Origin of the sequence: Flavobacterium sp. MMLR14_040, from assembly GCF_033657265.1 — a bacterium.
Taxonomy (GTDB): Bacteria; Bacteroidota; Bacteroidia; order Flavobacteriales; family Flavobacteriaceae; genus Flavobacterium.
The window spans coordinates 141,944-164,078 of record NZ_JAWVWO010000004.1 but is presented as its reverse complement, the minus strand read 5'-3'; the positions used below and the strand labels follow the sequence as shown (position 1 = coordinate 164,078).

Here is a 22,135-nt window from a genome sequence, read left to right as displayed (position 1 = left end):
TACTATTCTCTTAGTATTTTTTCCAATCTTTCTAAATCATACAAATCAGTTTGATCTATCAATAGATAATTATCAGGACGAATTTTTAAATACTCTCTTGCAAATTCAAATACAATATTTTCAAATCTCACTTTATCTGCTGAAAATAAAGAGATTAATCTTTTATTTTCAACAATATCCAAAACGACACATGGATTTTCTACATCAGGATATTTTAGATATTCTTTATATGTATCTAGATCATACTCTAAAAAATATATACTTTCTTCTGTTTTTTCATTATTAGCTATATAACTTTTAGCTATATTAAAACTTTTACTATTTCTACAAAAAATAGAATCTATATTTTCTAAATTATATGCACTTAACATAATATCTAGATAAACTTGTTCTTTTGTATTTAGCTTTTCTGATAAAAATTGTATATACGCCATTATTTTAATAGTTTTTGAAGTTCTTCTAACGAATTTGCGAAATATATTTCATGCTCTTTTAACTTAGCCATATATTCTATATCTGATGAAAATAATTCTCCATTAATATCACGAGGTAATGGTTTATCTACATAAATAATTTTTCCCCTGCTGGTGTGAGCATCTTGCTCGTGCAAAAGATCTAAATCACTTATATTTATCTTTAAACAGCCTGATCATTGTCTACTTACCTTCTAATTTACCGGATTGGTAACAAACTTTTAAAAGACTAAATTTCAATGAACGTATATTATTTTTTTCATTTAGCATTTGCGAACTTTCTTTGCGATCACGAGCAAGATGCTCGCGCCAGCAGGAGTCTACATTCTCAAACATTAACTATTTTCTCCTTTTATATATTTTCGATAATATTTCAAACTATATAGCGGAAAAAAAGCTACAAAAATTGGAAGATAAATAAAACTGAATGCTTCTTTCATCTTAAAATAAAATAACTCTATAATAATAATAGCACAATAAACAAATATTGGTATAAAAAAATGATATTCTTTAGAGTTTGTTTCGTCAAAATAAATAGATAAAGAAGAAACGAATAGAACCGTATATGATGGTACAATATATACAAGCATTACGATTTCAAACATTAATGACCTAGACTCTCCACGGAAATTTAAATCTACAAAATACAAAAGCAAGATTAAGCCTATGAAATAATTAAACAACAGGTAAGATTTGCTTCTATATGAAATGTAGACAATAGAAAGTAAAAAAAATATTTGTAAAATGTAACTTAACATAATTTATTAATTTATTGTTATAACAAATGCTTCAATAGTTGTTGAAGAACCCGCAAGGATACAGCTCCTGCTAAGCAAGCGTCTCGCTCGTGTCCAAAATCTACATCAATTAATATCTATTTCTAAAACTGGACGGTCATTGCTTCAATAGTTTTTTTACTTAACTATATTTCCAATTTTTCGTATTAGCCAAAGCCTTTTTTTAATGTGATAATTATAAATGAGTTAAACTTTGTAAAACTTTTAAAACACAAATTTCAATGAACGTATTTTATTTTGCATGAATTAAATCTTTTTTGTGTTCACGAGCGGGACGCTCGTGACAGCAAAGGCAAAATTCCAACGTTTGCTAGCTATTGATTTGAATATATATTTATTAACAAAGTCATAAAAATCTCGATCATATCTTTAAAATATTCTTTTAAATCCTCTAATGAGTTCAGTCCAAAATTGCGATTAATTAGGTTTTGATCATATTCTAAAAAATTAAGTATGTATGAAAAATTACAAACTCCCCCATTTTCTATTAGTTTATTGTCTTATAAACATAATACATCTGTGGCGAATTCTTTATCATTGCAAAACTTAATTCAAAATTATAATTTTCAAATTCCTTATTTATCACATATGCTACACCCAAACATATTTACATGGTCTCTCCAATTCTTTAAACAATTGCACTATTTCATTTTTCTTAAACAATGGTGTTTCTTGCCCATCATTGATAAATTTATTTTTTTTACTTAAAAATTTATTTTAATTAAAATGTTTTTTTTCGAATTCTTGTACCATACATTTTCAATTAATTCATTTGCTTATTAATAATTTATTTTTGTAAACCTATTTTTCTTTAATTAATGTTTAAACCAACCTGCATCTTTTAAGTACCTAATTTTATATAGATTGGATGAAGAATACAAAATATAGAATACTATTATGTTCAGAATTATTAATAGAGAGACTATTATAGAATGATATAGAAAATATTTAAAAAATAATTTCCTGAAAATGATCCCATATAAAAATAAAATAGATAAAGAAATAGATAAAAAATGTTTTTTTCTATTAAAAACAAAAAAGCAGTTTATAAAAAAATAAAGAATTAGTAAAAATATACAAGATACATATGCAAGCACATCTTGAAATACATATGAAAAAATATCTTTAATATAAGTATCAATATACTCAACAATTATTTTTTGGATGTATATATTTGCAAATAAAATAGTAAACGATTCAATAATAATAATAATCACTCTTAGTATAGCTTTCATTGGAATGTAATTTTGTAAAAGTTGTCAGTTTTTTCTATAAGTTTAACTTCTTTCTTATAATAAGTTTTTGCATAAAGTATAGCCATGTCTTTTGCTGTTTTTGCTTCTTCCAATAAATCCTCTTCGTCAAACAATACATAAGCAGCCCCATGTTTTATTGAAGTCTTATATATAGGAATTTTAACATAATTTTTATCGTAATATCGGGCTATTTCAAAATCAATCACCCCTTTCATACTTTTTTTATTTTTAACTACAAAATCAGTCATTTGATTAAATATTTTAAAATTTACATTATATGGTAATCCAAATTTTAATTTAATCAAAATTGTTAAATTCTTTACATAAGATAAATACCATTCAGGCCTTACAAAAATTTTATCGGGCCACAGGCCATCAGTAGAGCCATGTTCAGTTGTCATAAATAATATATTTCGATCTCCATACATTTTAAATTTTCCTTCTGGAGTAATATTTTTTTCATATAAATACTTTAATAATTGCGGATATGATATGGGATTATTCTTTTCGTTAGCAATCAATCTTTTTTGCAAAGCTGAATTATAAAAAAAACTGTTACCATAAACTTTGACACATTTATTTATGTAGCGCACCCAAGGCTCTATTTTATCAACTATTGGTTTTCCTGATATATTTTTCCATTCACTTATAACTTTACTTACTTCCTTACTATTTGGATCTGATATATCTCCCAATTCTATATCATCTAATTCAGACGGATTTACTGATGAAAGTTTAGTATGGGCATAAGTATCGCCAAATCGATGCAATTTCTCTCCTAAATCTTTTATTTTTTTCACATCTGTAGTCATAAAATCTACGGCTGTAAGCATTTCCTCAATACTATGAAAACCTCCTGTCAAAGAGTGTATATTTACTTGGTCGGATGGGTTTTTCCAAGTGTCATCAACAATAAACTGATATGTGCTATTATTAATATCCGTATCAGGATCTTCTGAAGCTTCAGCTAATTTTATCGCTACTTTTGGATCCATCCCTAACAAAAGAGAAACTAAATAAACTGTGGAATAATGACCATCGGTTTCATATTCTCCCTCATTGTCCCCTTGAAAAGCATACAATTTAAATTTAGGATCATTAATTTGTTTCCAGTCATTATGCCAAAGTTTCGAGCCATTATCATAATCCATTAAAAAATCAGTTTTTCTTTCGTCGCTTTTATTTGAAAATGGATGTTCTAAACCGAAAGCACCATGCCCTAATTCATGTGCTGCTATTGCTGTCCCATCATTATCAAAAACATAACCAAACTGTCCTTTAAGTGCCATAAATCCTTGTATCGTACTTTTGGTTGCGGGCAAATCAGAGTAAATTAAGTAATAAGTATTAGTGTTGTAATTATCCTGCTTTTTTATGACGTTGTTAATTGTTAATTGTTCATTTGTATAAGTTTCAAGAAAATCACTATCACCGATTTCTATCTTACTATCAGCATCACTGTAATCAATTTTTGAAGATCTAGAAATATTCAGTTTTACACCAATTTTGTTATAAATAGTGCTCAGCTCATTTTCTGCTGTAGCTGGAATTTGAGAGTTATCATTTAGTGGCACCAATACTAAATTCACCTCTTTCGGAGAGATATGCACCAACATAAAAGCCCCAATCACTTTCCACTTATCTCCTTGTTTTATTGTTGCTAATATTTGCTCTTCGGCATAACTAAAGCTTCCTTTTACAGTTAGTTCAAAAACTTTATCATTTCTTTTAAAGTCTATTTTAGCACCATTTTGATTTTTAAAAACAATACTGTCTAGTTTTATATTAGCATCTGTAACAGTTACTGTAGCCATCATTATATCAGTATCCCCATTTAAAACTGCTTTGTAAGGTAATACTATGTCGCCTACTTTTTTATATAAGTTTTGTACAGCGAGAGGTGCTTTCTCCGGCATTACATCAAAAGCATATTTACTATCATTGCCAGAAAACACAATCGAAATTCCTTTGGCAGTAAATGCTGTAGCCTGACCGCTTTTATCTACTCCATCCGTATTTTCAGGAGTTGGCTTTCCTCCTTGAGCAAATTCAGTACCTTGATTGCTACCGTTTCCACTACTATCTACGTTATAAACTTTAGGCAGAATGTCATTTCCTTCAGCATCTTTTCCTCCGCTGTCTGTAATAACTGTGTCTTTTCCTCCCGGAATCGTTACTTGTTGTCCATCTATACCATTTACAAGAATATCACCATTGGCATTAATAACAATATCTTTTATTATAAACGGAACTGTTTCTTCAATCTGACCGCCCTGACCTTCGCCTGTAAAATCTTCTACATCAGTAATATTTTTCCAATCCGGATTATAGCTTGTCTGCACAACGCCACTAATCAATTGATAATCTGTATTGACTACAATATTGTCAAATTCAACGGCAATTTTAGTATCAGCCAAATAAGGCACAATAATATATCCTTTACCAGAATATGGACTGTTTTCTCCTTGAAGTTCTAAAATCGTGACCGGAAAATCTCCAGCTTTAAATGTTTCACTCTGAATTAAATTCGTAAGCGGTTTTTGATTCTGAATATTAATTTGAGGAACAATACCACAATTATATGCCGGAACTCCACTAGTTTCAGTAGGTGTTGTAAAAGTGTTTATTCCTGAATACGTAAATGACTGAACGCCTTCGCTTACAGGATCGCAACTTGAGCCTACTCTAAATTGATACGTAACTCCTGGTTCTAAATTGGTGATTAATGTTTGTTTATTTAAACTGTATGTCGAAAACCATTGCGCGTTGCGTACATCTTGTTTTTTGTATTGTACCTGATAACGGGTATGCTCCGGTATTCCTTCCCAAGTGATTTTTACACTTTTTGAACTCTGAGATTCGCTTAACAAAAAGGTTGGAGCTGCACAGGAAGCGGTATATTTAAAGGAATATATCTCGCTATAGCCATCATTTTTAAATACCGCATTCTCCGAAAGTCCGGTAGTCGATATAGCTCTCACTCGCCATGCGTATCGCAGGCCTGGAGTAAGAATTGGCATGCTTAAATTATACAGCAAAGCGGTCCCAAAAAGTGTTTCCTCATATAAAATGGGAGACATTTGAAACCCAATTTGAGGGTCTAACGATGGATCTATAAGCTGCTTTAATTCGAATTTATACGATATATTAGTCGCATTGATCTGACGCGGTGTCCAGGTAAATAAAATATTCGGAAATTCTGTCGACGCAATTTGCTCGTTTTTTTGTGGCGTATTTAATAATGGCGGATCATTTAAGATCAGGTATAAACTGGCACAACTTTTCTGTGAGATCTTTTGGTTGGTTACAAAATCGTACATCTCAAAACAAAAATTGTACATTCCTTCCGGCAACGGATTAGCATATTGGGCCGGAGAAATTCCCTGTAGATTTTCTAACCTAAAAAGGGCGGAAATATCGGTATTGGTCAGCGTTTGTAATTCGCCTCCATTTATAAAAATTGGTCGCTGTCCCTGTATAAAATCACTACTTTGTATATTTAGTCCATTGCCCTGTATGTATAGCTTTAAACGTACCTGCCTTTGAGATATAGAGATATCGGTAGGATTAATCATCAGCTGCATTTTAGTATCCATACTAGTCGCATAATCTGATATTTTGACGCTGTACGGACTATTAAAAACAGGCGTTAACTGCACGGGATATAACTGCGCATATCCGGTTACACTAACAAACAGAAAGAGAACAAATAAATATATGTTATTGAAAAGGTTTTTCATTTTTTTAATAGATGATAATTTTTTTAACCAATGTTTGTTGTCCTGTTTCTAATACTAAAATATACATTCCGGATTCTAATGACGTCTCAAAATCTATTTCATATTTTTTCTTCCCTGAATCATTTTTCTGAATCATCGTATTTTGTCCCGTTGTAGCGAATAACCTTAAATTTACAGCACTAATGTTTTCTAAAGTTACAAGTGCTTTAAAATTACCATTACTTGGATTTGGAGTTACAATAAAATCTACAATAAATTGCGATGTAATACCTGTATTTGGTAAACCACTTCGTTTTTCAACAGTAATATTTTTACTGAATGTTGCGTAACATTCCCCTTGCGTTTGCTCTAAACCAATGGCATAAACGCCTGTTGCATCAAACTTAAGGGTTATGTATTTTTCCTTTTGTTCTACAACTTTCACTCCGTCAGGAATTACCCATTTGGTACTTTCTCCAAAAGGATTACTGGTATTCACTAAAATTACTTCTTCATCTAAATAGGCTTGTGAACTCAATAAAAATTCTGAACTAATAATTGCCTGACTTGTTTTTATTACAATTTCATCTTCGCTAATGCAACCTAGTCCTGAGGTCACTTTTACCTGATAAGTTCCGGCTTTTGATACATTTATTTTAGCTTCATTTGATCTGAATCCGTTTGTAGATGTCCAGCTGTATTGTGCATTTTCATCGGCAATTGTAGCGTCTAAATCCAGAGTTTGTTCACTACATAATGTTCTGTCGGGGCCAATATTAACAATAACTGCTTCGGGATCTTTTAAAACAAATCTCTTTTTGTACACACAACAATCCGGACAGGTGATCGTTACTTCATAATTTCCTGCTTTTAGATTATTTAAATCTTTAGTAGTAGCTCCAGTGTTCCATAAATAGCTGTATGGTAAGTTTCCTCCTTTAACATTTAGTTCTATTGAACCATCATTACCTTTGGAACAAACTGGGTTTATAATACTTTCTGTAGTTAATATTCCATTTGGATCACCTACAAAAATACTTCCCTGAACGACACATCCTTTTGCATCTGTTACTATTACAAAGTAATTATTTGTTGTAATGTTTTCTATTTTAGGTGTTGTCTCACCATTTGTCCACTCGTAAGTATATGGCGGAATTCCTCCCGTAACATGCGCTTCTGCCCAACCGTCATCTCCTGTTGTACAGCCAACATCGAACTTGGTGAAGGATAATTGTAATTTTGAAGGCTCCGGCATATTTTGTGTAGCATCTTTTTCTTCAACCAAAATATTATTGATATAAGTTCCTAATTTTATTCCGTTAGCATCTTCAATATTCAGGGCGTAATTACCGTCTGATAAATTTTCTGCAGTTTCATCGTGATCGTTCCAGATAATCCAGGAATTACCTTTTTGTTTTTTCCACGTATAAAAATAAGGCAATCCATTGTTTTTAGTAGCCTCTAACTGAATTCCACCCTTAACATGAGCAATCAGGATACCATCTTGCGATTCATCTCTTTGATTGTCTTGTGGATTTGCATCTGTTTCATTTCCAAATTCATTACCTACATTACAGGAAATAGTACGAAGTACCTCAAAAGTTACTTCAAGCGGATCCGGATCATCCAAAGTTGTAATAGAATTGGCAACTGTACAGCTTGTTCTATTTTTAGCTGCATCGTAATTTGCATCACGAACTGTTAAACTATATACTTCTTCGCCAACTCCATTTAAAGAGATGGTGTATATATCATTATTAAAGTTGGTAGTTGTTGTAGTTTGTATTATTCCTTTACTGTTTTTCCATTCAAACCAATAAGTATTGTCTGAAAAAATGGTTCCACCGGTAACTTCTACAACAATTTTCCCATTGGTTGCCTTATAAAAACTCGGGTTCAGAACTTCTTTATATTTTATAGAAATTGGTGTCTTTGGCTCTATAATTGTAACCTCCGCTTGTGTAGCACATCCTCTAAAATCTGTAACAGAAACCAAATATTTACCCGCTTTTAAAATCGTATTTTCATCAATTTTTACCTCATTCGACCATACATAGTTGTACGGAGGTGTACCTCCCGCTGCACTTGCTGTAGCCCAACCGTCATTTCCCCCATTACAAAAAACATCGCCATGAGTAATGGTTACAGATAATTTTGAAGGTTCTTCCATTAATTGCGTAACATCTATTTCCTGTGTTAATACATTATTAACATAAGTTCCCAGCATAATACCATTTCTGTCTTTTACATTTAAGGCATAATTTCCATGAGAAAGATTCGAAGCTGTTTCACTTGTAATATTAGGCAAATCCTTCCACGAACCATTTTCCTCCTGTTTTTTCCAATAAAAATAATAAGGTAATCCATTATTTTTATCTAGTGCAAGTGGAGTTCCCCCTGTTACATGCGCCTTCAAAATTCCATCCTGCGATTCATCGCGTTGACCGTCTTGTGGTGTTGTATCTTTATCGCTTCCAAATTCATTACTTGTATTACACGAAATAGTTCGGACTATTTCGAATACAACTTTTAAAGGGTCAGGTTCATTTAAGGTTACTTTTGACTCTAACACAGAACAATTAACAATTTGACTAGTAGCTTCGTTATAATTTTTATCTTTAATTGTCAAAAAATAATCATCAGCCGGAACTCCATTTAGTGTAATGGTGTAAACTCCATTTTCTATTATGGCAGTTGTAGCTTGTATTATTCCTTTACTATTTTTCCATTCATAATTATATGATTTATCATCGTACGGTGTTCCACCGGTTACTTTCGCTACGATTCTTCCATTTGTAGCTCCTGAAAAAGTAGGTGTAAAAATCTCTGCATAATTAATTTTAACTTCTTCTGCCGGTTCACCAATTGTGATGCTGTCTTTTATAAAACAGCCATTTGCAGCTGTAACTTCTACAAAATACTCTCCTTTTGTTAAGTTGGAAATTTTGTTTCCCTCAATAGTTCCCGTCCCTACATTAAACCATTTATACTTATACGGAGCTTCTCCTTTGGTTACGGTTGCTATAACCCACCCATTCTTGCCTCCATGACAGGAAACATTTAGCGAATCAAATACTAATTCCAGTTTCTTAGGTTCTAAAATTTCTTGTGTTGTGGGAATTGCTGTTATTAAATCTGTAGTATTATAAGTTCCCTTTACAATTCCATTAGCATCTTCAACATTTAGCGAATAGATTCCTTCTGAAAGGCTAGTGGCTGTATCGGTTTTGTAATCTTCTAATTTGTCCCACTTACTTGTTTCTGTATTATATTTTGACCAATTAAATTTATAAGGCAAACCGTTATTTTCTGTTCCGGTAAACTTAATACCACCTTTTACTGTTGCTTTTAAAATTGCATCTGAAACGACAGCTTCATCTCCGGTTGGATCTAAATTTGCTGTATTACAAGAAATTCCCTGAATAATTTCTAATGCTATTTCAATGGGCTCAGGATCATCTAAAACAGTTACTAAATCAGTTACTGTTAATGGATCTAAAGTACAGTTTCTGGCATCTGTAATATATAATGTATAAGTATCAGCAGGTACATTATTTAGTGTAATTGCAAAAATATCATTTAAAAAAACAGCTGATGATTTACTCGCAGCGATAGTTTCATTTTTACTGTTTTTCCAAATATAGGAATATGAATTTCCACTAATTGGAGTACCTCCTGTAATTGAAGCAATAATTTTACCATTTTCTGCCTTGTTAAAAGTTGGATTTGCTGAAGTAATTTTCACTAATTGAAGTACACTTGCGGGCTGACCAATATCTTCTGATAATTCTTTATCATTATCGTCTGCTTTTTTTGCTATACAGCCAACAATATCATCTGAATTTCTTAATTTTCGTACTTTTATATAACATAGTCCCAGAGGAAGCCCGCTTATAGTAGTTTTATCACCATTTAAAAAATTCTTCCAGCTTGATCCTCTATCTGTTGAATATTGATAAATACCATTTTCAATACCTCCTGTAGCCAAAATATCAATTTCGCCATCTCCTCCTCCAAAACAATTAATATCTCTTTTCTCGACAACCGAAAAATCAACAGGGGTTGGTGAATCTATATTAAAAATATAAGGATTACTCTCAGTATGTGGAGATCCGGTACTTGATCCGTTTATAAATCCTGTAAATGCGATTCCGTATTGTCCCTTCGAAAAATCACATGGAAATTTGTAACTATTGTTTCCATCAAGAGAAATTAGATCTTGTGGCCCTCGTGATGAACATACAACTGACATCCATTTTCCCTCTTTTTCGTCAAATTGTCTAATACTAAAGGTCAATTTTTCTCCATTAAATAATGGTCTGTTGAATTTTAAAATCAGCTTACCATCTTTGCTATCAAAGCAACTCGTTTTTTCTTCTGTCTTTGAGACTATTTCCGGTGCAGATTGTCTAACTATATAAGTAACAGGTTCAGAGAAAACATTACATGCCTTTTGTCTAAAATAGATTTCTTTTCCATGATTCTCTCCAGCATTTATTCCTAAAATTTCTTTAGCACTAGCACTAAAACTTGATTGCCCGGCAAATTTCGGCATATCAACCCAACCACGAGGGTCTTGTAAATTAAGTGAGTATTGCCAATTATACTCTGACGGAAAAAAACCTGTATTCGATGCTATCGTGATTTGTTTGTCTGTAGGTAATTCATTGTTTGCCCCAGGATTAGCAATTACAAGGACTGGGCGAATTTTCACATTAAAAGAGGAGCTTCCTATTCCATCTCCATCATCCACCACATTTTTAAATTGCTTAAATTCAAAAGTGTAATCTAAGCAATGAAATTTATCGGTAGTAGTAATCCTTCCGCTATTATTAGGCCTGTTTCCTCTGCAAGATTGTCTATCATACCTGGAAGCAGAAAAAAACATTGATACCGGAGTTTTATCTGCTTTAAATGTAGTTTTTACATTAGTGTATGTATCAGTAACTCTGTTATCACTGTAAGTGATATTTAAAGGGTTGTAGTTATCCCCTGGAGTCTTAAATTCGAGAGTCACAAATGCTACACCACAATTGTGATGTTCATCTCCATAAGCCCAACCATTAAAAACAACTTCGTATGAACCTAATACGGGAGAGGTAGCCTGAGCAAACCCAAATCCTGAAACCAATAAAATGATCAATAAGTAAAATTTCTTCATAGGCTTAATATATAACTGTTATAGCTTCTGCCTTTGCAGGGCTATCGCTTTCCAGATTAGGAATCAAATGATATTCGTATTCCTGATTAATTTTTAAATTTTCATCTTCTAAAGTAAAAACATTTGCGTTTAATTCCTTCCATAAAGTTGGCGGAGTTCCTTTTACATTTTTGTAAATACTTAATCCCAAGACTTTGCCTTTATTTTTTGCATAATCCCAGCTTAATATTATTTTTTTATTTTCTCTATCTGGTAATCCCTGCAAAAATGTAATTATCTTAATAGGAGTAAAATTTAATACGTTTACAGTTATTACAGAATGATCTAATGACGACCAAAGATTACTTTTATCTTTTGCCAGAATAGCGTATTGGTATGTTTTTCTATTTTCTACCCTGTCATCTGTAAATTCCTGGATGGTATCATTTATCTGTTTAATCTCCAGCCATTTTTCCTGTCCTTTCTCTCTCCTTCTAAGGCTATAACCTACTACATCTTCACTATAACTTCGTATCCATTTTAAATGTACTTTGCCATCTTTATTATCATAATCTTTAAAAATCGGAGCCGCTGGCGGAATTTTATCGGGTTTATCCAATACCAAAACATCAGATGGATCTGAAATATTAAATCGCATGTCTTCGGCAGCAATTCTGTAATATACCTTGCTGTTAGTCATTTTAAGACTCACGCTATCTTTGTAATCATTACCCACGTACGATTTGTGATAAATATCTACAAATTCTTCATCGGGATTATTGGCTTTTAAAATTCGATAACCTCGTAAATCTTTTTCCAGATTGGCTTTCCATTTCAGTCGCACCACTCCAAGGCTATCTATTGCACCTTCTAATCCTATTGGTTTTGCAGGCGGTATAGAATCTACGGGCTGAACTAACATACTTTGAGAGGTCAAACGCTGGTTGTTTTTACCAACAACAGAAATGGTAAAATAATTGGACGGATATAAATTTTCCTTAAAATTGAGTTTTCTCTCCGAAGGAGGAATCATTTTAGAAACTACTTTATATGGACCTTTGTCATTATTGGCTAAATTGATTTCATAACCCTGAATAAAACCTTCTGAATCTTTTGGATAATCCCATTCTAAATTAACCTCATTTGAGTTAACAATATTATAATCTACAAGTCTTGCCGGAGTAACTATAGCTGCAACTCCTTTTGCAGAAATAGGTTTTGTCAATTCTCCTTTTTCTCCAAATGAAGTTATACCATATAATCTATATTGATAGACTTTATCGTTTACACTAAGCGTATCGATATAATACATCGATTTTGAAGGATGCTCCTCTTTATCGTTCAGGTTTACTAAAGGCGTAGTAGCGATGGGACTAAAATTGACTCCGTCTGAAGATTTCTCCACCATAAAAGAAGTGTAAATTCTTTTAAAAGTTTCATAATCCCATGATAGCATTACTTTTTTATCATCAGGAATTGCAATAAAATCAGTGGGAGCAGGTAAAGCGGTATAATCTTTCAGACCTATCATATAAGATGATTCCTTTACTTTTGGACTTTCAAAAACACTTACCTGATAAGCATAAACTTCATTTTTCTTTACATTGGTGTCTACAAGTCCCCAACCTGCCTTTAATGCACCTTCAAAGCTCATATCGGCTGCATACAATGCAAAAGTATATCGCTGATCCAGTTCATCGGCCATATTTACTATTTTGGACAAATCTCCTTCTTTAGCTGCGGTTACTTCAAAACTTTCACCATAAATAGACTGAGCAATAATCGCTATATTATTATCTTTCTGCACCAAATCAAGCCAGGAATCCAAAGGCTCAGGTACTAATGGTCTTGGAGTAAGCAGTATTTTTTCGGGTTTTGGTAAAACCACACCATCTCTTAATATTGTTGTTCTTGTTATTATAAATCCTTTTTTATTTGCTTTTTGCCATTCGCTTGGAGAGTTTATTGCCCAACGAATCAATATTTTATCTTTTTGAGCTCGGGCATTGACCATTACAGTAGCATTTTTGGTCTGTGAGTATGATAATGAAACGAATAAAATGAATAAAAAAAGAAGCTTACTTTTTGACATTAATGTGTAATTATTTCCATGTTAAAAAATGCAAAAATAATGTTTTATATTAACTAGCAAACAGATGTTTACGAAATAAAAACAATAAATTAGGGTAAATAAACATTAACTTAAATATTTGATAGTAATACCAAGAAAATACCTATATTTTTTAATGATTATTAAAAAATTCATTACAATTAGCTAATGCGTGTAATGATGAATTCATATAAAAAAGACTGCCCAGAAAAGTGAACAGTCTTTTTTGTTTTATCAATTCCTAAGCCTAAGCCATAAATAAAGCGTATTTATTATAGTTATATAAAACCTTATCATATGGAACTAAAAGTGGCGCAATTTTTTCTGAAGAAGCATTGAATGTTATTCCATTATGCTTTCTGAATAAATAGATTTCTTTTAAACAATTGGATAAACTTTGGTGAATTGATGTTGTAAAAGTTGGCAATTGTTTATCGCCTACCAACAAATCAATTTGGTAATTTGAACTACTTTTAGAAAGATTGTTTCCAATGATTCTTAGCGTAAATGTGGTCGATTTTCCGTGTTGTTCACCTTGATACTGTATTACCATAATTTTAGTATTTAGAGTTTTATAGTTAGTCTTTTCTTCACTTCAGATCATATTTAATATTAAAGTTATGAAAAAAAGCAAGTTGTTTCACAAACTGATTCTTAAATATGAATTTACGGCAAAGTTACTATAAATTCTATTTCAAGATTTTTTTATTTAAGACTTAATAATAATTTAATTCCAAATACTTGCGATTACCTTGCACTCGATATTTAAAGCAAATAAAGGTGTTTATCTTTTATTATGCAATGCAACATTTTGTAGCATCTGATTTTTTACACTTGCTAAAAGATTGATTTTTTTCTGCAATTAATTGTTGTCGTTGCAATACATTCCTCAGGTATCTCCTTATTTATGGCGCTAAAGATTTTACAAATTCAGCTGCAGATAAAAGGGAATGTCCGTAATTCGGAAAATTAGTTTCCACAGTAGCTTTTATTTCTTCCTGATTAAAAGCACCAATTCCGTCCTTAATCAAGGTAACATGATAACCTAATTCAACACCGTATCTTGCAGTAGAATCAACACAGGTATTAGCTCTCATTCCAGCAATTATAATATGATCGATACCATGCATTTTTAAAAGAAAATCCAAATCAGTATTAGCAAAACCACTCGCTGTCCAATGATTTTGAGCTATTAAATCTCCATCTTGCGGCAAAAGTTCCGGATGAAATTCTGCACCCCAGCTCCCCTTTTCAAAAAGCGTCAAATTCTTACTGCCATTATGTGATGGCGAAAGAAATTTCCAATTTAAATAATCCCCTTTTTGAGTGTGCCTATGTGGTGCATAAACAATTTGAATTTTATGTTTCCTTGCTGCAGTTAAAACATTCTTCATATTCTCAATAACATTTCCTTTCTCAACAGTTTCTTTTACAAAAGGCCAAAGTTTTCCGTTTTCAGAAAGGAAATCATTAAAAGGATCGATTAATATCAATGCGGTTCTTTTATTTTGATAAACACTCATAATTTTAAATTTAGAAATTAAAAATTATTTAGTTTCAAAACCCGAACCAAATCATAACTAACTAAATTTCAACACTCTAAAACAAATAATATTATTTAAATATCACTATTACTCTGATTATCATTGAAATATCAAAAAATAGGACAAAAAAAAAACCGTAACGAGAGTTACGGTTTTCAACAATTAACTAAATATATTTAATCAACTTGTTAACGAGAGTAAAATTCATTCATAAGCACGATTAATTTTGGGTAACAATTGTAGTTTCTTTTTCAGTATTAATTTCTAGTAAAACAGTATTTCCGTTTTCGTCAAACATAGTCATATTTAAAACATCTAATACGGCTAAATTTTTAGAGACAGTTCCTTTAAATTTATTATAAGACAAATTCAATTCAGTTAAATTATGTAATTTTTCAAGTCCACCCTGAATTTCACCTTCCAAAGTATTATCAAATAAACTTAAATTTTGCAAAGCATGAAAATTTATAATTTCAGGATTTAAAACTCCTGTCAGTTTATTATGATTCAAAAGTAACACTTTTAATGTAGAAATCTTATATAATGAAGCAGGTAAATTGCCTTGAATTTCATTATTAAACAAAGCAAGAATTTCTAGTTGTGCTAACTGCCCGATTTCCAGCGGTAATTCTCCTGATATTTTATTTTTAAAAAGTTCTAAATCTTTAAGTTTTTTTAATTCGCAAATAGATTTCGGTAAAAATCCAGTTAATTTATTATCAGAAATATTCAAAACTTCAAGTTCCTTCAGGTTTACTAGTGCATTTGATAATGTCCCTTTAAGATTATTTTGATGCAAATCTATGCGTTTTAAAAATACCAGATTAAAAAATTCAGAAGGCAGTTCTCCCTCCAAATTATTATCCGATAAATTCAGTGCGATTACTTTTCCGTTTTCAACCTGAACACCATACCAATTTGATACAGAAGTAGATAAATCCCATTTTATTTTCCAATGCGCACCATTTGTAGCATTATAAAATTTAATTAAGGCATTTTTCTCTTTTTCTGAAACAGTATCTGCATAAATATTCAATGAAAATATAAAAGCTAGAAAAATTGGTGCTAAGCTTTTCATAACAAAATTTGGGGTTTGTTTTTGCGTATAAAATTATACTTTTTGCAGATATAAAATATATCGTGTCGATAAACTGTTAATAAGTAAATATTTAATCGTATTTTTACTACTTATTTAAATATTCAAAATAAATTAATTTTTTGATTAAATTTGACCAACTAATTATAAAAACCTCATATTATGGAAATTAACTTTATCGCCTTATTATTAGCTGCAATTGTAACCCTTGTAGTTGGTTTTATCTGGTACAATCCAAAAGTTTTTGGAACGATCTGGATGAAAGAAAATAATTTAACACAAGAAGAACTTCGAACAGGAAATATGCTCAAGATCTTTGGGTTAACTTATGTTTTTTCTGTAATGATTACTATGACACTTATGTCATTAACGATTCATCAATCCGGAGCTGTCGGAATGGTGGGAGGACCGCCAATGATAGCCAGCGCAAAACCTTCTTTTCAAGCTTTTATGGCCGATTACGGAATGGCTTATCGCACTTTTAAACACGGAGCCCTTCATGGGTTTATTTCAGGTCTGTTTTTTGCTTTCCCTGTGATTGGTATCAACGGATTATTTGAAAGAAAATCATGGAAATACATTTTCATTCATGCTGGATATTGGCTTGTAACTCTGACTTTAATGGGCGGTATTATTTGTGCATTCGCCTAAAAACATAAAAATCAAAACCCGTTTAAGATAAATCTTAAATGGGTTTCTCTTAATAATAACTTAAACAAGTTCTGTTATTATAAATATTATCTAATTTTGAAGAAATTAGCCAACACTCTTGAATACAACTTATTCTTTTCAAATATACAAAAGCGTGTCATTACTACCTTTAGAATGGAATTCGCTTGCCACTAAAAACATTTTTTTAACTCGGGAATACCTCGAAGTCCTCGAAAAATCTTCTCCGGTAAATATGATTTGTCATTTTATCGGAATTTTTAAAAGTGAAAAATTAGTTGGAATCGCTTTAACGCAATTTTTATTTACAGAAAAACTCGAATCTTTTGGCGAGCGCGATCAATGCTTAAAAACGTCTGTACGCAATTTTGCCTTTAAAAAATTTGCATCCCATGTTTTATTTATTGGCAATAATATGCTGACAGGCCAAAATGCATTTTCATTTGTTGAAAATGTGAATCAGGCCAAAATTATTAAAACACTGCATAAAGCCATTAATGAACTTAAAAAAGAACTTAAATCCATTGGTAAAAAAGTTCATATTACCAGCATAAAAGATTTTACCGAAATTGAAATTGAACCCTTAAAAGCTGAATTTAAAAATAATTTTACGTTTTCGACCCAGCCTAATATGATTTTTGAAATCAATAAAAACTGGAAAACAGAACAAGATTATATTGATGCCTTATCTAAAAAATACCGCGATCAATACAAACGTGCCAGAAAAAAAATGGACGGAGTCGAGAAAAGAAAAATGCTTTTGGCAGATATTATCGAACATGAAAATGTGATTTATGATCTTTATTCCCATGTTGCCAAAAATGCGCCATTCAATACTTTCTTTCTGGCTAAAAATCATTTCAGCACATTTAAAGAAATTATGAAAGAGGACTTTCTTTTTTATGGTTATTTTTTAGATGGAAAACTAATCGGTTTTAATACTTTAATCAAAAACGGAAAAGTAATGGATACTTACTTTCTGGGTTATGATGAAAGCATTCAGCGGGAGAGAATGTTATATCTCAATATGCTTTACGACATGATTGCTTATTCTATTAATCAAGGTTTTACCGAAATAGTTTTTGCACGAACAGCCCTTGAAATAAAAAGTTCTGTTGGTGCAAAACCATTAAAAATGTACGGTTTACTTACACATACTAATGCGTTAATTAACAAAAACATTGGTAAATTATTCGATTATTTAGAACCAAAAACAGATTGGAAAGAGCGAAATCCCTATAAAGAAATTAGTTAAGGAACAGCAATTTTCATTTGTTTGTGCAAAATATGGATTTCTAAATCAGTTTGGGCTCCGCAATATTCCCCGTCAATTTGAAAATTAACCGGATAATCTGTTTTTATCGTCGCCTTATCTGTCGAAATAATAACCACATCATCCGAGTCCAAAGGCATATTTCCGGTAATAATTTTTCCGAGCAATAATACATCCAGGCTTTTTAAAATCACCAATTCAAACTTTCCATCGTTCATAGATCCGTTAGGATTAATGGTAACGCCAGTTCCGTATTTTTGAGAATTTGCTATTACAATTATCCTCGCCAAATGTTCGACCGTTTTTTTATTTGCCGTAATTGTTGCTACAAAAGGAGCGGCAGATTCAACCAAAGTGGTGTAGGCTTGCAGTGCATAACCCCAAATTCCGCGTAGATTACTTTGCTCATAATTCTTAACCAAATCAGCATTAATACCAATATCGCTTAAATGGATGCTTTTTTTTCCGTTGATACAAATCATATCCATTTCGATATAATGATGCAAAAAAGCAATTTTCAGGTTTTCTTCCAGAGTTGTTGGCAAATTTAAATCAACAGACAAGCCATTTGCGGAGCCTGCAGGCAAAATTCCTATTACAACATCGTGTTCTTCTACAGCTTCGGCAACCATTTTTATAGTTCCGTCTCCACCGGCAACAATAATTCGTTCCGGCTTATATTGATCATAAAGCGATTGTATTTTTCTTACATCACTTTTGCCTGTAGTTTCATATACTTCAAGATCAAAATGATTTGTGGTTGCAAACTCCGCTACAGCCTCTACTAAATCTGTTTTATCCAGATCTCCAGAAATTGGGTTCACAACAAAAATGATATTCTTTTTCAAAATTTTATTTTTTAAACCGATTAAAATAATTAATTTACAGTCTACATAAAAATACACAATTAATGAAACCAATCCTACAATTATATCGCGGTTATGCTAATGAACAAGAATTAATTGTAATGGGACACGTTTTTAAAAGAACTTATGAGTATGATTTTCAGAAAAAAAACCTGAGAAATGCCAAATCAATAATTAATCAGTTCAGAATAAAAACGATTAAAAATCATGATGTTTATCTGAAATTTGGCAATCAGGAAATACATTCAAAAACATTAGACGATGGTTATTTTAAATTTTGCATTCCGATAGAAAAAGAATTTGATTTTGGATGGATGGAATATGAAGTACTTATAAAGTATAAAGCAGAAATTATAGCCGCAAAAGGAAGTTTTATTCGGCCTCACGTTGGAAACTTAGGAATTATATCTGATATTGATGACACTTTTTTAATTTCACACACAAAAAATATATTCAAAAAAATATATATTCTTTTGTTTAAAAATGTAAACGACAGAAAAGTATTTAAAGATGTTGTTCCTCATTATCAAGCTTTAAGCTCAGCCGGAAGAAATAATAAAGACGAGCAAAATGCCTTTTTTTATATTTCGAGCAGTGAATGGAATTTGTATCAATTTATTACACGATTCACAAAAATACATCAATTACCAAGAGCTGTTATTTTATTGAAAGATATTAAACGTGGCATTACTGATTTTTTTATGAGCGGAAGAGGAAATCATGATCATAAATTTGATAAAATAAAGCATGTTTTAGAGTTTTACCCCAATCTAAAATATGTTTTACTAGGAGACGATTCGCAACATGATCCCGTTTTATATGAGCGTATCTGCAAAATATTTCCGGTAACAGTAAAAGCAGTTTATATTAGACAAACCGGCAAACGTAAAAAAGAAGCCACGAAGGCTATTTTGAAAAATTTAGAGAATCTGGAAGTTTCAGTTTGCTATTTTAAAGACAGCAGTCAGGCGATTATGCATTCGAAATCTATTGGGATTATTAAATAAACGCATTTTTTGTTTTTGCGAGGAACGAAGCAATCTCACTACTAAGAGTTTACAGCAAGTGAGATTGCTTCGTTCCTCGCAAAGACTTAACTTGTCGCAATGTCCTATAATAGCCCAGATTGAAGTGGAAAGCCCGGAGCAAAAAAAATTGCATTTCTTGTTGAAAAAAAGCGACTGAAAGAAGCTCTTTTTGCAACATTAGAAATGCATTTTTTTTGTGAGGACTTGTAACGGAAAGCTGGATTAGCTCCCGAAAATTATCCTAGCCATTAAAATTATCAATCTCTTCCTGAACCACTTCCCAGTCTAAAAGTAATTGATCAAGGTCTTTTTTCTTTTTGTTGTATGCTGTAAAAAAGGAAGCGTCTTCGATATGTTTGTCGTAATTAGAAGCCAGCAATTTATCGTCGTGTTGAATATCTTTTTCTAATTGTTTGATTTGACTTTCTACCTTACTTAATTTGTTTTGAAGTGCTTTTCCTTTTTTCTGATCTTCGTACGAAGCTTTATTGGTTTCTTTAGGAGCTGCGGCTTTTTCAACATCTTTTTTCTCCACTTCGCGCATATTTTCAAGATTGCGCTGTTCTAAGAAATAATTGATGTCACCCAAATATTCTTTTATTTTCTGATCTTTAAATTCGTATACAATATTCGACATACCCTGAAGAAAATCTCTATCGTGGGAAACCAATAATAAAGTTCCTCCAAATTTTTGCAAGGCCGCTTTTAAAACGTTTTTAGATTTGATGTCTAAGTGGTTCGTAGGCTCATCCATTAACAAAACGTTGATTGGCTGTAATAGCAACTTACAAAGAGCCAAACGATTACGCTCCCCTCCTGAAAGTACTTTTACTTTTTTCTCAACATCGTCTCCGCGAAATAAAAACGAACCTAACATATCACGAACTTTAGAACGGTTTGTGTCCATTGCTGCGTCTTCCATTGTTTGTAACAATGTGATCTCGCCATCAAGATATTCTGCTTGATTTTGAGCAAAATAACCTAATTGAACATTGTGTCCTAATTTGATATTTCCCTGATATTCAAACTCGTTTACAATTGCTTTAATAAAGGTTGATTTTCCCTGGCCATTTTGACCGACAAAAGCAATTTTACTTCCGCGTTCTACCAATAAATCGATATCTTTTAAAATAACCTTATCGCCGTAAGCTTTCGTTACATGTTCAGCTTCAACAACCACTCTTCCAGGTTCTTTTGAAACCGGAAAAGATATATTCATTACAGAATTGTCGTCTTCGTCAACTTCAATTCTTTCTACTTTATCTAATTTTTTAATCAAGGATTGCGCCATTGAAGCTTTTGAAGCTTTTGCACGGAATTTTTCGATTAATTTTTCTGTTTCTTCAATTTTCTTAGCCTGATTCTTTTGAGTCGCTAATTGTTTCTCACGAATTTCATGACGTAATTCTAAATATTGAGAATAAGGCTTATTAAAATCATATGCTTTTCCCAAAGAGATTTCGATGGTACGATTCGTAACATTATCCAAAAACATTTTATCGTGCGATACAATCACCACAACGCCAGGATAATTACGAAGAAAACCTTCTAACCAAATGATACTTTCGATATCCAGGTGATTTGTTGGCTCATCCAGAAGTAAAACATCGTTTGATTGCAATAATAATTTGGCTAGTTCGATACGCATTCTCCAACCTCCTGAAAATGTTTCTGTTTGGTTGTTAAAAACTTCTCTTTTGAAACCTAAACCTAAAAGAATTTTTTCTGTATCTCCTACATAATTATAACCTCCTAAAAGTTCAAAACGGTGTGTGTAGTCTGATAAATCTTCGATGATCTGGCTGTATTCTTCACTTTCATAATCGGTTCTGGTAACCAATTGGTGATTAATTTGTTCCAGTTTCTTTTCAACAATTTTTATCTCTGTAAAAGCTTCGTAAGCTTCTTCAAGAACGGTTCTTCCTTGTTCAAAATCGATATCCTGACGTAAAAAACCCATTCTGATATCTTTCTCCTGAGAAATAACTCCAGAGTCGGGAGCAAAATCTCCTGCTAACATTTTAAGCATAGTAGATTTTCCTGCACCATTTTTTCCAACAAGTCCTACCCGATCACCGGCGCCCAACCGAAAGGTTACTTCTTCAAACAAATAAGTACCTCCAAAAGAAACCGATAAATTATGTATATTAAGCATGTATTGTTA

12 protein-coding genes are annotated in these 22,135 nt (G+C 31.9%); 3 read left to right on the top strand and 9 right to left on the bottom strand.

All coding sequences use genetic code 11. The annotated features are described in order from the left end of the window. Nucleotides 1-2 precede the first annotated feature (2 nt). The 7 genes from SD960_RS07975 to SD960_RS07945 form a co-directional block, all read right to left on the bottom strand. Nucleotides 3-434, bottom strand: a complete 432-nt coding sequence (locus tag SD960_RS07975) for a hypothetical protein (protein ID WP_318802120.1) — start codon at nucleotides 432-434, stop codon at nucleotides 3-5. 2,067 nt (nucleotides 435-2,501) lie between these two features. Then, complete coding sequence (locus SD960_RS07970) at nucleotides 2,502-6,266, bottom strand: fibronectin type III domain-containing protein (protein ID WP_318802119.1); 3,765 nt, start codon at nucleotides 6,264-6,266, stop codon at nucleotides 2,502-2,504. Nucleotides 6,267-6,270: 4 nt separating this feature from the next. Next, nucleotides 6,271-11,406, bottom strand: a complete 5,136-nt coding sequence (locus tag SD960_RS07965) for a T9SS type A sorting domain-containing protein (protein WP_318802117.1) — start codon at nucleotides 11,404-11,406, stop codon at nucleotides 6,271-6,273. Nucleotides 11,407-11,410: 4 nt separating this feature from the next. Continuing rightward, complete coding sequence (locus tag SD960_RS07960) at nucleotides 11,411-13,477, bottom strand: fibronectin type III (RefSeq protein WP_318802116.1); 2,067 nt, start codon at nucleotides 13,475-13,477, stop codon at nucleotides 11,411-11,413. 265 nt (nucleotides 13,478-13,742) lie between these two features. Beyond that, nucleotides 13,743-14,048, bottom strand: a complete 306-nt coding sequence (locus tag SD960_RS07955) for a hypothetical protein (RefSeq protein WP_318802115.1) — start codon at nucleotides 14,046-14,048, stop codon at nucleotides 13,743-13,745. Nucleotides 14,049-14,400: 352 nt separating this feature from the next. Further along, nucleotides 14,401-15,018 (bottom strand): isochorismatase family cysteine hydrolase, encoded by a 618-nt coding sequence (locus tag SD960_RS07950; protein WP_318802114.1) that lies wholly within the window; start codon nucleotides 15,016-15,018, stop codon nucleotides 14,401-14,403. A 241-nt stretch (nucleotides 15,019-15,259) separates the two neighbouring features. Then, on the bottom strand, nucleotides 15,260-16,117 hold the full coding sequence (locus tag SD960_RS07945) for a Two component regulator three Y domain protein (RefSeq protein WP_318802113.1): 858 nt from the start codon (nucleotides 16,115-16,117) through the stop codon (nucleotides 15,260-15,262). A gap of 180 nt (nucleotides 16,118-16,297) precedes the next feature. Here SD960_RS07945 and SD960_RS07940 point away from each other — a divergent pair, with 180 nt between their 5' ends. Beyond that, entirely contained in the window at nucleotides 16,298-16,786 is a 489-nt protein-coding gene (locus tag SD960_RS07940) for a DUF1761 domain-containing protein (RefSeq protein WP_318802112.1), read from the top strand. 118 nt (nucleotides 16,787-16,904) lie between these two features. After that, nucleotides 16,905-18,059, top strand: coding sequence for a GNAT family N-acetyltransferase (locus SD960_RS07935; protein WP_318802111.1), 1,155 nt, complete (start codon nucleotides 16,905-16,907; stop codon nucleotides 18,057-18,059). Here SD960_RS07935 and SD960_RS07930 read toward each other — a convergent pair. Continuing rightward, on the bottom strand, nucleotides 18,056-18,925 hold the full coding sequence (locus tag SD960_RS07930) for a diacylglycerol/lipid kinase family protein (RefSeq protein WP_318802109.1): 870 nt from the start codon (nucleotides 18,923-18,925) through the stop codon (nucleotides 18,056-18,058). The genes SD960_RS07935 and SD960_RS07930 overlap by 4 nt on opposite strands. 62 nt (nucleotides 18,926-18,987) lie before the next feature. On the opposite strand from SD960_RS07930, the gene SD960_RS07925 reads away from it, so the two are divergent. Further along, a complete protein-coding gene (locus tag SD960_RS07925; protein ID WP_318802107.1) occupies nucleotides 18,988-19,950 on the top strand; it encodes an App1 family protein in 963 nt (320 codons plus the stop codon). Nucleotides 19,951-20,212: 262 nt separating this feature from the next. On the opposite strand, the gene SD960_RS07920 is transcribed toward SD960_RS07925, so the two are convergent. Beyond that, the gene (locus SD960_RS07920) at nucleotides 20,213-22,126 is read right to left on the bottom strand and encodes an ATP-binding cassette domain-containing protein (protein WP_318802106.1); all 1,914 of its coding nucleotides are present in this window, start codon (nucleotides 22,124-22,126) and stop codon (nucleotides 20,213-20,215) included. Between the last annotated feature and the right edge of the window lie 9 nt (nucleotides 22,127-22,135).